The sequence below is a fragment of the Halobacillus karajensis genome (assembly GCF_900108515.1).
In the GTDB taxonomy this organism is placed as follows: domain Bacteria; phylum Bacillota; class Bacilli; order Bacillales; family Halobacillaceae; genus Halobacillus; species Halobacillus karajensis.
In genome coordinates, this window is the sequence record NZ_FNWW01000008.1 from 41,199 (window position 1) to 56,607 (window position 15,409).

General features: G+C 41.3%; 12 protein-coding genes. All 12 read left to right on the forward strand.

Annotated elements, in window-relative coordinates; translation table 11 throughout:
- Positions 1-13 precede the first annotated feature (13 nt).
- The 12 genes from BLW54_RS15695 to galE all read left to right on the forward strand — a co-directional run bounded on the left by BLW54_RS15695 (position 14) and on the right by galE (position 15,389).
- Positions 14-1,168, forward strand: a complete 1,155-nt coding sequence (locus BLW54_RS15695; RefSeq protein ID WP_074735724.1) for an aromatic ring-hydroxylating oxygenase subunit alpha — start codon at positions 14-16, stop codon at positions 1,166-1,168.
- A 20-nt stretch (positions 1,169-1,188) separates the two neighbouring features.
- Positions 1,189-1,518 carry a Rieske (2Fe-2S) protein gene (locus tag BLW54_RS15700; RefSeq protein WP_244153531.1) on the forward strand — a complete coding sequence of 110 codons (330 nt, stop codon included), beginning with the start codon at positions 1,189-1,191 and terminating at the stop codon, positions 1,516-1,518.
- Between the two features lie 10 nt (positions 1,519-1,528).
- Entirely contained in the window at positions 1,529-2,764 is a 1,236-nt protein-coding gene (locus BLW54_RS15705) for an NAD(P)/FAD-dependent oxidoreductase (protein WP_074735727.1), read from the forward strand.
- Positions 2,765-2,790: 26 nt separating this feature from the next.
- Positions 2,791-4,350: a BCCT family transporter gene (locus tag BLW54_RS15710; RefSeq protein ID WP_074735729.1), complete on the forward strand. Its 1,560-nt coding sequence runs from the start codon at positions 2,791-2,793 to the stop codon at positions 4,348-4,350.
- A gap of 682 nt (positions 4,351-5,032) precedes the next feature.
- The gene (locus tag BLW54_RS15715) at positions 5,033-6,073 is read left to right on the forward strand and encodes a LacI family DNA-binding transcriptional regulator (RefSeq protein ID WP_074735732.1); all 1,041 of its coding nucleotides are present in this window, start codon (positions 5,033-5,035) and stop codon (positions 6,071-6,073) included.
- Positions 6,074-6,213: 140 nt separating this feature from the next.
- The gene (locus BLW54_RS15720) at positions 6,214-7,446 is read left to right on the forward strand and encodes an ABC transporter substrate-binding protein (protein WP_074735735.1); all 1,233 of its coding nucleotides are present in this window, start codon (positions 6,214-6,216) and stop codon (positions 7,444-7,446) included.
- Between the two features lie 119 nt (positions 7,447-7,565).
- Positions 7,566-8,399 carry a carbohydrate ABC transporter permease gene (locus tag BLW54_RS15725; RefSeq protein ID WP_074735894.1) on the forward strand — a complete coding sequence of 278 codons (834 nt, stop codon included), beginning with the start codon at positions 7,566-7,568 and terminating at the stop codon, positions 8,397-8,399.
- Positions 8,399-9,223: a carbohydrate ABC transporter permease gene (locus BLW54_RS15730; RefSeq protein WP_074735738.1), complete on the forward strand. Its 825-nt coding sequence runs from the start codon at positions 8,399-8,401 to the stop codon at positions 9,221-9,223. Before BLW54_RS15725 ends, BLW54_RS15730 begins: the two co-directional genes overlap by 1 nt.
- A gap of 22 nt (positions 9,224-9,245) precedes the next feature.
- Positions 9,246-11,435: an alpha-galactosidase gene (locus BLW54_RS15735; RefSeq protein WP_074735741.1), complete on the forward strand. Its 2,190-nt coding sequence runs from the start codon at positions 9,246-9,248 to the stop codon at positions 11,433-11,435.
- Positions 11,436-11,530: 95 nt separating this feature from the next.
- Positions 11,531-12,850 (forward strand): alpha-glucosidase/alpha-galactosidase, encoded by a 1,320-nt coding sequence (locus BLW54_RS15740; RefSeq protein ID WP_074735743.1) that lies wholly within the window; start codon positions 11,531-11,533, stop codon positions 12,848-12,850.
- Positions 12,851-13,230: 380 nt separating this feature from the next.
- Positions 13,231-14,403, forward strand: coding sequence for a galactokinase (locus BLW54_RS15745; RefSeq protein ID WP_074735745.1), 1,173 nt, complete (start codon positions 13,231-13,233; stop codon positions 14,401-14,403).
- On the forward strand, positions 14,400-15,389 hold the full coding sequence (gene galE / locus BLW54_RS15750) for a UDP-glucose 4-epimerase GalE (RefSeq protein WP_074735747.1): 990 nt from the start codon (positions 14,400-14,402) through the stop codon (positions 15,387-15,389). The genes BLW54_RS15745 and galE overlap by 4 nt, the downstream gene beginning before the upstream one ends.
- The last annotated feature ends 20 nt before the right edge of the window (positions 15,390-15,409 follow it).

The window sequence follows — 15,409 nt, forward strand, 5'->3', positions numbered from 1 at the left end:
GAGGAGAATGACCATGAAGACCATTGAGGGTGGATGGCCGGCGCACGCGAAGTTTGAGCCAACGTTTCTAGGTTACGAGTATAAGGATGAAGAGAACTTTCGTAAAGAAATAGAAAAAATTTGGATGAAAACTTGGCTTTTGGCAGGGCGAAGTGAAGAGATTCCTAATGTAGGAGACTACTTTACCATTCAATTGGAAAACGAAAATTTGATCTGCATGAGGACTCAGAGCGGGAATGTGCACACGTATTTCAATGTGTGCAGGCACCGGGGTTCAAGACTTTGCGAAGAAGGCACGGGAAATATGTCTAAAGGATATATTACTTGCCCTTATCATAGCTGGATGTATGACAGTGAAACCGGGCAGTTGAAAAGTGCACCTAATATCCCAAGAGACACAGAAGAATTCTCCTGTAGCCAAGTTCATTTACATTCCGTAAAAACGGAACTTTGGGACGGGTATATATGGATTAACATGGACGAAAACGCTCCTTCATTAGCGGAGAGTTTCCGCTTACCTGAGTCCTGGGTACCCTACGAAAAATATAATATGGAAAATTTGAAAATAGGGGCTCAGGATACCTATAAGGTAAAGGCTAACTGGAAGCTGCTTATGGAGAATGCTTCAGAGTGTTATCACTGCGGGAATATTCATCCAGAGCTAAGCAGGGTTACTCCTCCGACAAGCCAGCGTCAATGGATTGACGAAAGCATTCCGGAAACAGAGGTATTAAAACATGTAGGGGCCATGAAATTAAAGAAAGGCTTTGAAAGGGTCAATATGGATGGGAAAGCCTATCGGAAGCCTTTTTCCCAATTAACGGCAGATGATGAATCAGCGATCTATTATGTACACATCTTCCCGCATTCCTATATTTGTATGGCTTCGGATTATGTGTTTATCGCTGCCATGTGGCCAATCAGCGTATCTGAAACTTTAGTAAAAGGGTATTGGCTTTTTGACCCTGAAGCCCTCGAGAGTGGAGAACCTATTCAGGATGCGGTAGATATTTGGGATGTGACCAGCCAAGAAGACTGGGCAGCTTGTGAATGGGCACAAAAAGGGAATCAATCGAGAGTATATGAAAGTGGAGGCATCCTTACGCCGATTGATTGGCGAGTGGCAAATTTTAAACAATTCGTATACAACAAAATGGAAGATCTCTAATAAATGGAGGGGTGAAAGAGGTGAGTGAAGTGGCAAATAAGAACCAATTGTTCTATGTAGATGAGTTAGCGGCTATTGAAGAAGAAGAACCCAGAGAAGTTTTGGCTGGAACTATGACGCTGGTGGTTGGTAAATGGAATGGGGAAGTCTATGCGGTTGATGGCATTTGTACCCATGCTTATGCGGAGCTTGCAGAAGGAGATATGGATGAACACTGCTTATATTGTCCTCTTCACCTTGCTGCTTTTGACATACGGGATGGCAGCGTGATTGATGGACCTACAGACCAGCCTCTTTCGACATATGAAGTCGTAGTGGAGGACGGACAGGTGTGGATTAACTTAGGATAGGAGCGTGAGCATGTTGGATCATAATAGAGTTGTCATTGTAGGGAGTGGAATAGCTGGACACAGCGCTGCACGCGAATTGCGCAACCAAGGTTACGAAGGTGAAATACTTTTAATTGAAGGAGAAGCGGGCGTTCCTTACGACCGTCCGCCTCTTTCTAAAGAATTTCTTGCCGGAGAAAAGGAAGAAGGTCAGTTTACACTTTATAACCCTGATGATTATGACCAATTGTCGATTCACCTCTTATCAGGAGTTTATGCAGATTGGATCAGCAAGGAAGAAAAAGCAATCTATCTTAAGGATGGGAGTAAGATTGAATACTCTTCTCTTATTATTGCTACAGGTTCTTCCCTTCGTAAACTCTCTGTAGAAGGGGATCATTTACAAGGGGTTCACTATTTGAGAGCGCTTTCTGATGCGAAGAAATTGAGAGGTTCTCTGCCTAATTTGAATAGAATTGCCATTGTCGGAGCGGGATTTATAGGGCTGGAAGTCGCCTCTGTTTGCCGTGAGAAAGGCATTGAGGTAACGATCATTGAAAAAATCAAATGGCCAATGTCTCATATTTTCGGAGAAAATGTAGGCCAATATTTCCGCGAAATGCATGAAGCAAAGGGAGTGGAATTTTTGACAGGAGATTCCCTCCATACTATCCAGGGAGAGCAAGAAGTAGAAGGAGTCATTACGGCAGAGGGCAAACAAATTACTTGCGATGCAGTACTGATTGGAATTGGAGTTGTGCCGACTATTACTTTCCAACATCCCGAGCTGGATGTTAATAAAGGAATTGTAGTTGATGACTATGGTCGAACTTCTATAGAGAATGTCTATGCTGCAGGGGATTGTGCAGAGTGGCCCTATTTAAATAATAACGTAGTGGTTTCACATTGGGATCATGCGGTCCAGCACGGGAAAAGTATAGCGAAAAACATTGTAAATAACCTCTCAGAGCCTTACAGGAACATTCCTTATTTCTGGTCGAACCAGTATGATCGACACATTCAGTTTTTAGGAAAACCTGTTAAGAATTGTGAGATCGTCGTGCGCGGAAGTCTTAGTAATTCTTCTTTTAGTGTCTATTATTTAGATAAATATCAAATCGTACAAGCAGCCTTATTAGTCAATGAACCCAAACATATCATTAAAGCTAGAAAGATGATTCAAAAACAACAACCTATAGAAAGGAAAGAGTTAGAAGATCCGAAGATCCCGTTGAAGAAGGTTCAAATGTATCAACGTGTACAGTAAGCAAAACATAATGAGGAGGAGGTAGGTTGAAAAATCCAGTATTAAAGCTCTCAATTTTGGTGTGCGGTTTGTTTATTTTAGTTGGTATCATTTGGACTAGCTGGTTGGCGAGTGCCGCCAATACTCTGCTTAGTATAGCGCTAGACTACTTTGACTGGTTCTATCTTTTCGCTGGATCTGCTTTTGTAGGATTTTGTTTGTTCTTTATGTTTTCTAAGTACGGAAAGGTTAAGCTTGGTAAAGATTCAGATGAACCGGAGCATAGCACCCGTTCGTGGATTGCCATGTTGTTTAGTGGCGGAATGGGTGTGGGGCTGGTATTTTGGAGTGTAGCTGAGCCCGTTACTCACTATGCTAACCCTCCTTACGGGGAAGCCTCTAGTGCGGAGAGCGCAGCTCTATCTATGAAATATGTGTTCTTTCATTGGGGACTGCACCCGTGGGCAATTTTTGCCTTGCTAGGTCTAGGACTCGCTTATTTTCAGTATCGAATAGGATTACCTGCAACGATTAGTTCAATCTTTTATCCCATTTTAGGAGACAAAATTTATTCTCCAATAGGGAAGACCATCGATATCCTTGCTGTATTTATTACAGCGATTGGTGTTGCAAGTACGTTAGGATTAAGCGCCCTTCAAATCACGGGTGGGTTAAATTTTTCCTACAGCATTCCAAATACGACGACCTTCCAAATAATAGTGATTGTAACGGCTACGGTTTTATTTTTAATATCCGCTTTATCTGGTCTTAATCGCGGCATCAAGGTTCTCTCAAATATTAATATGGTGTTAGCTGGAGTCTTGATGCTCACTCTTTTTATGATTGGACCTACCAAACAAATTCTTCAAGTCTTCTTGAGTTCTTCTAGCGGATATATAAGTGACATATTGAATTTAAGCTTTCGCTTGAATGCATTTGCACCTTCTGGCAACCAGTGGATCCAAGATTGGACCGTTTTTTACTGGGCCTGGTGGATGACATGGGGGCCATTTGTAGGGTCATTCTTTGCACGAATTTCAAAAGGCCGAACTATAAAAGAATATTTAGCAGGCGTATTAATTGTTCCAACACTCATCACATTTATTTGGTTCGCTATTGTCGGGGTTTCAGCTATTCACCAAGTCCAGTCACTTGGAAATAATCAGCTGGTGGAAGAAATTAATAACAATATCACCTATGCATTATTTGCCTTCCTGAATTTTTACCAAATTGGACCTATACTTAGTATCACTTCTTTCATTATTATCCTTGTATTTTTCATAACTTCAGCTGACTCGGCAACTTATGTTCTGAGTATGCTGAGCTATGGAGGAGAATTAAATCCATCCAAAAAGCTGAAAGTCCTCTGGGGATTGATTATCGCAGGATCAGCCGTTGTCTTTCTACTCGCAGGGGGATTAGATGCTGTTAAAACGGTGGCTATCGTAGTAGCATCACCATTTACACTTCTATTGGTTCTCATGGGATTTTCAATATTGAAATCTCTTCAAGACGAACATAGGGTTCCTGCTTCCCTGACTAAGGTGCATAGGGTTGGTTATTGGAAAAAGGATCAAGCAGCTGAGAAGATTTCGAAAGATGGATAGAGAAGTAATTTTTCTTTTATTGGTGAAGAGAGGAGTACTTTTAAAAGGAAGCTTCTCAGTACTATCTAGATTATGTATGTACAGAAGAGATTTCCTTTTATAAGAAACAAGGGGCGACTTTCGGTGAAGTGAATAAAATGCTAATGATGCTGAAGCTGGCTCCCAAATGAATGACATACCTTTTGACATACTATTTCTCATAAGTGCTTAAGGTTTATTTAATATTTTGCTTCATGTGAACAGATTACAAGCTTCTACTTCCAGATATTAAGGATGTCACTATTCTCTATTTTCTTAGGCGAATCCATGGGCGGCATTATGTAAGGTCCTCCTTACACATCCCCTTATGTAATAAAGTTACCAAACGAAAGAGCTTACTTCCTCAATGGGGGGAAGTAAGCTCTTTTGTTTTAAAAACATTTCGCGCTATTGTTTAGTAGAGTGGTGGAGTATAGGCACCGATCCCCTTATTTTATTTAGTGAATTTTAGTAAATAAAATACCGAGTTGTTTCACTGTTTTATAATTGGATGTAATCTTAGTGTCGTATATATAGGGGTTATTTGGATATTAAAAAATTCAAACAATTTTACTGATTTATGTTGAAAGCGATAATATCAAGTGATAGTATAAAAATATAATACTGAAATTTACTGAAATTTTAGTGAGGAGAAGGATTGATTATGACTACGATTAAAGAAATTGCATTGAAAACAAATTTTTCTAGTACAACCATATCTCGTGTATTGAATAACGATCAATCTTTATCAGTTGCCGCTGATACGAGGGAAAAAATCATGCAAGCGGCCAATGAATTAGGTTATAAAACGCTCCAAGAACGTAAGAAACAACAACACATACCTGCGCAGGATGCATCCGAAAAAGTAGGTGTTTTATTATGCCACTCAGTTGAAGAAGAAATGAACGACCCATATTTCTTATCCATAAGACAAGGAATTGAAGAGGAATGTCGAAAAAGGGATTTTATAATTACTGAGCTATTTAGACTTACGAACTTGCGTAATGGACAAATCGATAAAGAGATTAAGAATTTAGTCGTCCTCGGAAGGATTGGTTCAGAAACGCTTCATCAAATTAGTGATCAACTGGAGAATGTTGTTTATATCAATCACACAGTTGAAGAAGAACAGTATGATTCTGTCATTTTTGATTTTGAAAAAGCGACAAAAAAAGCGTTAGACCATCTTCTAGATCTCGGTTATGAAAAGATAGGGTTCATTGGTGGGGAAGAGACAGAGCATTTCCGTAATGAACAGAAAGAGTTTGAAGATGAACGAAGGGTCACTTTCAAAACGTATATGGAAGAGAAGGGAGTATTCGATTCCAGTTCTTGCTACGTGGGTGAGTTTACCATGGCGTCTGCCTATAATCTTATGAAAAAAGCGATCCAGAAAGGTGATTTACCCGAAGCCTTCTTTATTGCAAGTGATTCAATGGCTATCGGCGCGTTAAGAGCTTTGCAGGAAAGTAATTACAAAGTGCCTGAAGATGTAGCAATCGTTGGTTTTAATGATGTTCAACTCGCACAGTTCGCGAGTACTCCTTTGACAACAGTTAGAGTCCATACAGAAGAAATGGGAAGAATGGGAGTCAAGTTAATGGAGGACCGTATCAATGGAAGGCAAATTCCTGTGAAAGTGACTCTACCTACAGAACTTGTGGTGCGAGACAGCTGTGGAGCAAAAGTGGCATCCGTTCAATAAAACGGGTTACGAATTAACAACTTGGTAGTTCAATATTAGGAGGTGATTCGATAGGACAAGGTTAGGGGCCATTTGCTACAAGGTGAATGGTTATAAAATGTTTTGAAATCGATTTCAATCTAAAGGTAGGAGGAGAAATTATGTTTAAAAAAATAGGTGCTGTTATGGTGACTGTGTTGGCTATATTGCTCTTGTTAACTGGGTGTGGTGGTGATGAATCAGCGAGTCAGGATGGAAAAGTACAGTTGGAATTCTTCCAATTTAAAGGAGAAGCTGTAGAAGATTTTGATAAGCTAATAGAAAAATTTGAGGAAGAAAATCCGGATATAGATGTCGAACAAAATAATGTTCCTGATCCGGACACAGTTCTTTTTTCTCGATTATCTCAAAATGATGTACCAGATGTAATGACTATCAACGGCGGTGCTACTTTTGGAGAAATCGCTCAGTCAGGGGTATTTAAGGATCAAAGTGAAAATGAAAACCTAGACAGTGTCATTGATGAATATGAAGACATGTTGAAACGATTGAGTGGTACGGAAGAATTGTATGCGCTTCCGCACACAGTAAATGCCAATGGAATTATTTATAACAAAGATAAATTCGAAGAGTTAGGTTTAGAAATTCCTAAAACTTGGGACGAGCTTATCTCACTTGCTGAGGAAATTCAGTCTCAGGGAGAGACTCCGTTCTATTCTACCTATGGCGAATCATGGACGATCTTGCCACCTTTGAATACTCTAGCGACCAATATTCATGGGACAGAGTTTTTTGAAGAATTAGAAGCCGGAGAAACCTCATTCAGTGAGGAATACGGAATCATTGCAAAAAAATTAGAGGAACTTCTTCAATACACAGACAATGATGTATTCGGTGAAGACTATAATATTGGGAATAATGCATTTGCAAATGGAGAATCTGTGATGTACATGCAAGGGGTTTGGGCCCTTGGTCCAATTTTAGACGCTAATCCGGATATGAATTTAGGTGTATTCCCAATGCCGGCAACTAATGAAGAGGGAAGCAATGATATCATTTCAGGAGTTGATGTAGCTTTGGCCGTCGCTGGAGACACAGAACACCCTGAAGAGGCTCAAAAGTTTGTCGATTTCTTGTTGAAACCTGAAAATATTGAAATTTACTTAGAAAGTCAACGGATGTTCTCAGCGGTAGAAGGTGCAGAGCAAAAAGATGAATCCTTGCAAGAGTTGGGTGCTTATTTTGAGCAAGAACAGATTGCCCCTTTTGCGGATCATTATTACCCACAAGGGTTCCCTGTAGACGTGATATTTCAAGACTATCTGTTAGATGGAACTCTTGAAACCTTATTGAGCGAACTGGATTCCGAATATGAACGTTTAACTGAGGAATGACTGAAAGCGCTGACATAGAAGGGGGTGTGTGGTTTTCCCCTTTTTATGCTCACCGTTCTAAAGGTACTTTGAAAGGAGAAGATCGTGTGCTAAAGAAGAAGCCCTCTGTGTATTTTTATATGATTATACCGGCCCTCGTCTTGTTTTTCAGCTTTCATACCCTCCCTGTCCTACAAGGGATATTTTATAGTTTTACTAACTTCAAAGGATATGGAAACTGGGATTTTATCGGATTTCAGAACTATATTAATATATTTCAAGATGACAGAGCGTATAACGCTTACTTTTTCACTTTCAAATTTGCTATTGTTTCCACGGTTCTAGTGAATGTAATCAGTTTGATTATCGCACTCGGGTTAAATGCGAAAATTAAATTCAAAAAGACCTTACGAGGCATTTATTTTATGCCGAACATACTCAGTATTCTTATCGTAGGTTTTATCTTCAATTACATTTTTGCCGTATTCATACCTGACATCGCGGAAAATATCGGCTTGACAGCTTTAACGACAAGTATTTTAGGTAGCCGGGATTACGCCTGGGTTGCCATTGTCATCGTCGCTGTCTGGCAAGCGGCTGCTTTCAACACCATTTTATATTTAGCGGGGCTTGCAACGGTACCTCATGACCTTTATGAAGCTTCCAGCTTAGATGGAGCCAGTACATGGCAGAACTTTTGGCATGTCACTTTCCCTTTGATCGCTCCATTTTTTACAATCAACATGGTACTCGCAATGAAAAATTTCTTGATGGTGTTTGATCACATCGTTGCTTTGACTGGGGGAGGTCCAGGGAGATCAACACAGTCCATTTCTTTATTAATTTATGAAGATGGGTTTGCAGGTGGACAGTTTGCATTACAGTCTGCTAACGCTGTGATCTATTTTGTTATCATTGTGACAATTTCTATATTCCAAATTCGCATCTTACAGAAGAGGGAGGTTCAATTGTAATGAAGGAAAAACGCTATAACTGGCCAGTCACCACTTTGTTGATTATTGGGACAATTCTTATCCTGTTTCCGATTTACATTACGGTTGTGAATGCATTTAAGACCCCAGCAGAAACAGCACAATCCATTCTGTCTCTCCCTGGTACATTTACATTCGCCAACTTCTTGCAGGCGATCGAAATGACTAACTTTTTTAATGCGTTTGGAAACAGCTTATATGTGACAGTTTTTACGGTTATATTCACGGTTCTCTCTAATTCTTTGGTGGCTTATGCGATCGCGAGGAATATGCATAAGAAAACGTACCGTGTGTTGTTTTATTATTTTGTCAGCGCTATGTTTGTCCCGTTTCCAATTATTATGCTTCCAATCGTCAACCAAATGAGCAGTATTGGGTTAATGAATTTGAATGGCCTGGTGTTGTTGTATATCGTTTATGGGCTGGCGTTCAATGTCTTTCTATATACCGGGTTTATAAAGGCGATTCCTAAGGAACTGGAGGAAGCGGCGATCGTCGATGGATGTTCTCGATGGGGCGTCTTTTGGCGAATCATTTTCCCACTTTTGTCACCGATTAATGCGACGGTAGGTATTCTGACGGCTCTATGGGCTTGGAATGACTTCCTGTTACCTTTGGTTATTCTATCAGACAAGTCTGATCATACACTGCCCTTGGTGCAATACGTCTTCCAAGGACAATTCGCAACGAACTATAACTTGGCTTTCGCATCCTACTTAATGGCGTTACTTCCAATGATCATTCTTTACTTGTTCTTACAGCGGTGGATTATCAGTGGTGTAACTCAAGGTGCCATCAAGTCGTAAACTTTATTGGAGGGTCTGATTTATGTCTATTCACTACGATTCAAATAACAAGATATTTCATTTGAAATCTAAAAAATCAAGCTACATCATGCAGGTCGTGAAAGAAGGTTATTTAGCCCATCTTTACTGGGGGAAGAAAGTAAGGGAAACTCGAATCCCTAATCCTTTACGTTTTATGGATCGGGGATTTTCGGCTAATCCTGATAAAAGAGATCGTGCATTTTCTTTAGATACATTACCCCAGGAATATCCATCATATGGGAATACGGATTTTAGAAACCCCTCCATACATATCGAACTCCCTAATGGAGCATCGATTACGGATTTACGCTATCACCATCATGAAATCCTTTCTGGCAAACCCGATCTGGAAGATCTTCCTGCGACGTATGTAGAGGACGATAGCGAAGCAGAAACATTGCGGTTACAGTTGAAGGATGAAGAAACAGATTTATATGTCTCTCTTTTTTATACCGTTTATCAGGAATTAGATGTGATTACTCGAGCGGTATTTGTAGAAAACAATGGAACAAATGAACTGCTACTCTCCAAAGTAGCGTCCATGAATGTGGATTTTCGCGAAAGTCAGTATGAAATGATCAATTTGCCAGGAGCACATGTGCGAGAGAGGGATATGGAACGACTTCCTCTCAGGCGAGGGAAGCAGTCTGTAGAAAGTAGCCGCGGAGCCAGCAGCCACCAGCAAAATCCTTTTATTGCGCTCGTGCGACCAGAGACCACGGAATGTACTGGTGAGGCTTATGGATTTAGTTTTGTATATAGTGGAAATTTTGAAGCCTCGGTTGAAGTGGACCAAACTTCTCAATCAAGAGTGACGATGGGGATCAATAGTTTTGACTTCAGCTGGCTTTTAGAGCCAGGGGAAACCTTCCAAACTCCAGAAGTTGTTATGGTATACAGTTCGGAAGGCCTTGGAGAGATGTCTCGTACTTATCATAAACTTTATCGAGAAAGGTTATGTCGAGGGGCTTTCCGGGATCAAGAACGGCCCATTTTAATCAACAACTGGGAAGCCACGTATTTTGACTTTAATGAGGAATCGATTTTGGAAATTGCTGATCAAGCATCCAAAACAGGGATAGAATTGTTCGTTCTTGATGATGGGTGGTTCGGGAAAAGGGATGATGACCATACTTCCCTGGGAGACTGGTTTGTCAATAAATGGAAACTACCCAATGGATTGAATCATCTCGGGAAAAAAATCAATGAAAAAGGCATGCAATTTGGGCTGTGGGTTGAGCCGGAGATGGTATCTGTAAATAGCGAGCTGTATCGAAAGCATCCCGATTGGTGTCTCCATGTACCTGATCGAAGGCGATCGGAAAGCAGAAATCAGCTGGTATTGGATTTTTCGAGATCTGACGTTTGTGAGGAAGTGCTGTCTAGGATTACATCGATATTGGAAAGCGCTCCTATCCACTACGTCAAATGGGACATGAATCGCAGTATGACTGAAATCGGTTCCAAATCTCTCCCTGCCAAGCGTCAAAGAGAAACGGCCCATCGCTATATTCTTGGTTTATATTGGGTGTTGGAAAAGTTAACGACAAGGTTTCCTAACATTCTATTTGAAAGTTGTTCTGGTGGAGGGGGAAGGTTTGATCCTGGAATGCTCTATTACATGCCGCAAACATGGACAAGTGATAATACAGATGCCATTTCACGCCTGCGTATTCAATACGGAACAAGCCTTGTTTATCCGTCTGGTTCCATGGGATCTCACGTTTCAGAAGTACCAAACCATCAAGTCGGTCGTGTGACACCGTTTGAAACAAGAGGGCATGTAGCAATGGACGGAAATCTAGGTTATGAACTAGATGTAACTAAATTATCTGATGAAGAACTCCAACAAATTAGTGAACAGGTGCAGGTTTATCAATCGATTAGGAAAACTGTCCAGTTCGGCGATCTTTACCGTCTAGTAGATCCATTCCAATGTCAAAACTACTCTACCATTCATGTGAATGAGAATAAATCAGAAGCCGTTTTCTTTTATGTACATGTTTTGGCTGAGGCAAATGGTCCTTTTGACAAGGTGAAATTGGATGGATTGAATCCTGATAAAGATTATCGAATCATAGAAACTGGAGAAGTCTTTGGTGGTGATGAATTAATGTATATGGGATTGAACGTGCCTTATCCCGATCATGATTTCAAAAGTGTCATGTGGCGGTTGATAGAGCAACAATAGAAAGTATTTTTGATACGATTTTGTTCTTGTTTTTACAAAAATATTTTGTGGCAGGTCTCTCTTCAGGATCTGTTAAAGGGTAAAGGAGCGTATATATGTCAAAAATTACATTTTTAGGTGCTGGAAGTACGATTTTTGCTAAGAACGTGTTAGGGGATTGCATGTTGACGCCGAGTGTTCAGGACTTTGAATTCGCCCTGTTCGATATCGATGAACAGCGTTTGGAGGATTCAGAAAACATGCTGAACAACTTGAAAAAAAGCCTTGGTGCTAATGTCACCATTAAATCTTACAAGGATAGGAAAGAGGCTCTACGTGGTGCTAAATATGTAGTCAACGCGATTCAGGTTGGTGGCTATGAGCCTAGTACGGTGATTGATTTTGAAATTCCGAAAAAGTACGGTCTTCGTCAGACGATTGGGGACACGATCGGTATCGGCGGGATTTTCCGGGCGCTTCGGACGATTCCTGTCATGCTTGATTTTGCCAAGGACATTGAGGAAGTATGTCCTGATGCCTGGTTCCTGAATTACACGAATCCAATGGCGTCCTTGACAGGGGCTATGCTTAGCTATACAAACGTAAAAACAGTGGGGCTTTGTCATAGTGTACAGGCTGCAGTTCCGGAACTATTTAAGTCGCTTGATATGGATGATGAAGGCGTGCAATGGAAGATTGCCGGAATCAACCATCTGGCATGGCTGCTTGAAGTTACTAAAGACGGCAAGGATCTTTATCCGGAAATAAAAAAACGTGCTAGAGAGAAACAAAAAGAGAAGCATGATGATATGGTACGGTTCGAATTGATGGAACGCTTCGGCTACTATGTCACGGAATCATCCGAACACAATGCCGAATATCATCCATATTTCATTAAGTGCAACTATCCGGAATTGATCGAAAAATTCAATATCCCGCTGGATGAATACCCAAGGCGCTGTGTCAATCAAATTAAGGATTGGGAAGAAATGCGGGAAGACATCGTTAACAACCAGAACCTTACGCATGAGCGTTCCCATGAATATGCTTCCTATATCATTGAAGCAATGGAAACCGGCCAGCCGTTCCGCCTCCATGGCAATGTGCTGAATACAGGAGGCTTAATCAGTAATCTACCAAAGAATGCCGCCGTAGAGGTACCGTGCCTGGTGGACCGCAGTGGCATTACACCTTGTTATGTTGGTGACCTTCCTGAGCAGTTAGCTGCACTAGATCGCACTAATATCAATACACAGTTATTGACGATCGAAGCGGCTATGTCCGGTAAAAGGGAACATATTTACCAGGCAGCAATGCTCGATCCGCATACAGCGGCAGAGCTATCTATCGATGACATCATCGCGCTTTGTGATGACCTGATTGAAGCCCATGGTGACATGCTGCCGAACTTCGATAAGCCAAAAGCATTGGTATAAAATTAACTAAAATCTCCGTATCCTCCAATTTCTTAAGGGTACGGGGAGATAAAATTTTGACTAAACATCGAAGTCTATCTGGAAGATCAACGGGTGTTTTCTGCAGTTGAAGGAGTTAACAAGCGGATGAGGCACTAGTTGATCATGAGTTTTGAAAATGGTGGATTATTATTACCCTCAGAGATTTAAAGGAGACGTTATTTGCCAGAAACATTTGCTGGATGGATCGTTAGATAACTTTTAGAAGGAAATAGATGCAAAGTAAAAGCGTTTAGCAAAAAAGTAGGTATTAGTCACCACAGAGGGAGGGGGATTATTTTTATATAATGATTAAATTAAACAAATTAACTAATTATTACGGTTAGAAATGAGGTGGACCATTGAATAATTTATTTGATGAATTTGAGAAGAAGTTTGGAACGCTTAAGTGGACACATTCATTTTACGCGCCTGGAAGAGTCAATCTGATTGGTGAGCATACCGATTATAATGGCGGCCATGTGTTTCCGTGTGCCTTAAGTGTAGGGACCTATGCCGTTGCAAGGAAAAGAGAGGATACAAAACTGCGCTTTTATTCTATGAACTTTCCGGATCTAGGAATCATTGAGGTAGATATAGAAGACCTTATATATGAAGAAAGCCACGATTGGGCGAACTATCCGAAAGGTGTCATCACTACTTTCAGAAACGCAGGCTACGAGATTCCCAGCGGCTTGGATATAGCTTTTTACGGTAATATCCCGAATGGCGCAGGGTTATCATCATCTGCTTCCATCGAACTTGTGACGGGAACTATCCTCGAAGAACTCTTCAATCTATCAATTGATCGGTTGGACGTGATCAAATTAGCCCAGAAAGCAGAAAATGAATTTGTGGGCGTCAACTGCGGAATTATGGACCAATTTGCTATCGGGATGGGGAAAAAAGATCATGCCCTTTTGTTGAATTGCGACACTTTGGACTATAAACAAACCCCTATAGACTTAACGGATCATACGTTAGTCATTGCAAATACGAATAAACGTCGAGGTCTCGCGGATTCCAAGTACAACGAACGTCGTTCCGAATGTGAAGAAGCTCTGGAACAATTAAAACTATCTATTCCGATTCATAGCTTAGGTGATTTGTCGACCGAACAATTTGTATCCCATCAACATGTCATAACAAACCCAGTGGTACAGAAACGGGCCAAGCATGCTGTTTTTGAAAATCAGCGGACGCTTGCAGCGGTTGAGTTTTTGAGTCAAGGAGATATTGATAGTTTTGGCAAGCTCATGAATGACTCCCATATTTCTTTACGGGACGACTACGAAGTGACCGGAAAAGAATTGGACGCTCTTGTAGAAGCTGCTTGGGATGAAGGAGCAATCGGCTCAAGAATGACAGGTGCCGGCTTTGGCGGCTGTACGATCAGTATTGTGAACAAAGATGATGTAGATTCATTTATTCATAATGTTGGGGAACGTTACAAGGATAAGACAGGCATTGAGGCTGATTTTTACGTCGTAGCAATCGGAGATGGAGCAAAACGATTGGAAGGGGAGAGGATATGACGGTTCTTGTATGTGGAGGAGCAGGATATATTGGAAGCCATGCAGTTGCTCAACTTCTCGATCGTAACGAAAAAGCGGTCGTAGTGGATAATTTACAAAAAGGACATGGAGAGGCGATTTTGGACGGGGTCACCTTTTGTCACGGTGACTTGCGTGATCAAGCATTTCTTGATCGCGTCTTTCAAGAAAACGAGATTCACTCAGTCATACACTTTGCGGCAGACTCCCTTGTCGGAGAGAGTGTAGAAGATCCTTTACAATACTATGATAACAATGTTTACGGTGCCACCTGTCTTTTGAAAGCGATGGCAAGACACGAAGTGAAACAAATAGTTTTTTCCTCAACAGCTGCCGTCTATGGGGAGCCAGAGCATGTACCTATTCAAGAAGATGATCGGGCTGTACCAACCAATCCGTATGGGGAAACCAAGCTTGCCATTGAAAAAATGCTTCAATGGGCAGAACAAGCTCACGGTATCAAACATGTTGTGCTTCGTTACTTTAATGTGGCAGGTGCCGATCCGGACGGCAGGATTGGGGAAGACCACCGACCTGAAACCCACTTGATCCCGATTGTCTTACAAGTTGCCCAAGGAAAGCGTGAGAAGATCATGATTTTTGGCGATGACTATCCGACGGAAGATGGGACATGTATTCGTGATTATATCCATGTCAACGATTTAGTGGATGCACACCTTCTAGCCATTGATAAACTGGAAAGTGATGGGGAGAGTGCAATCTATAACCTCGGGAACGGCCGAGGATTCAGCGTGAAAGAGGTCATTGATACAGCACGAAGAGTTACCGTCCATCCCATCCCTGCTGAAGTTTCTCCACGTCGACCAGGCGATCCTGCTCAGCTTGTTGCATCCTCAGAAAAAGCGATCAAGGAACTTGGATGGAAGCCAAAGTATAAAGGATTAGATCCAATGATCCAAACCGCTTGGGATTGGTTCCGGGCACATCCCGATGGATACGAAAAATAAGCGAAAGGCTTGGTGAGCGG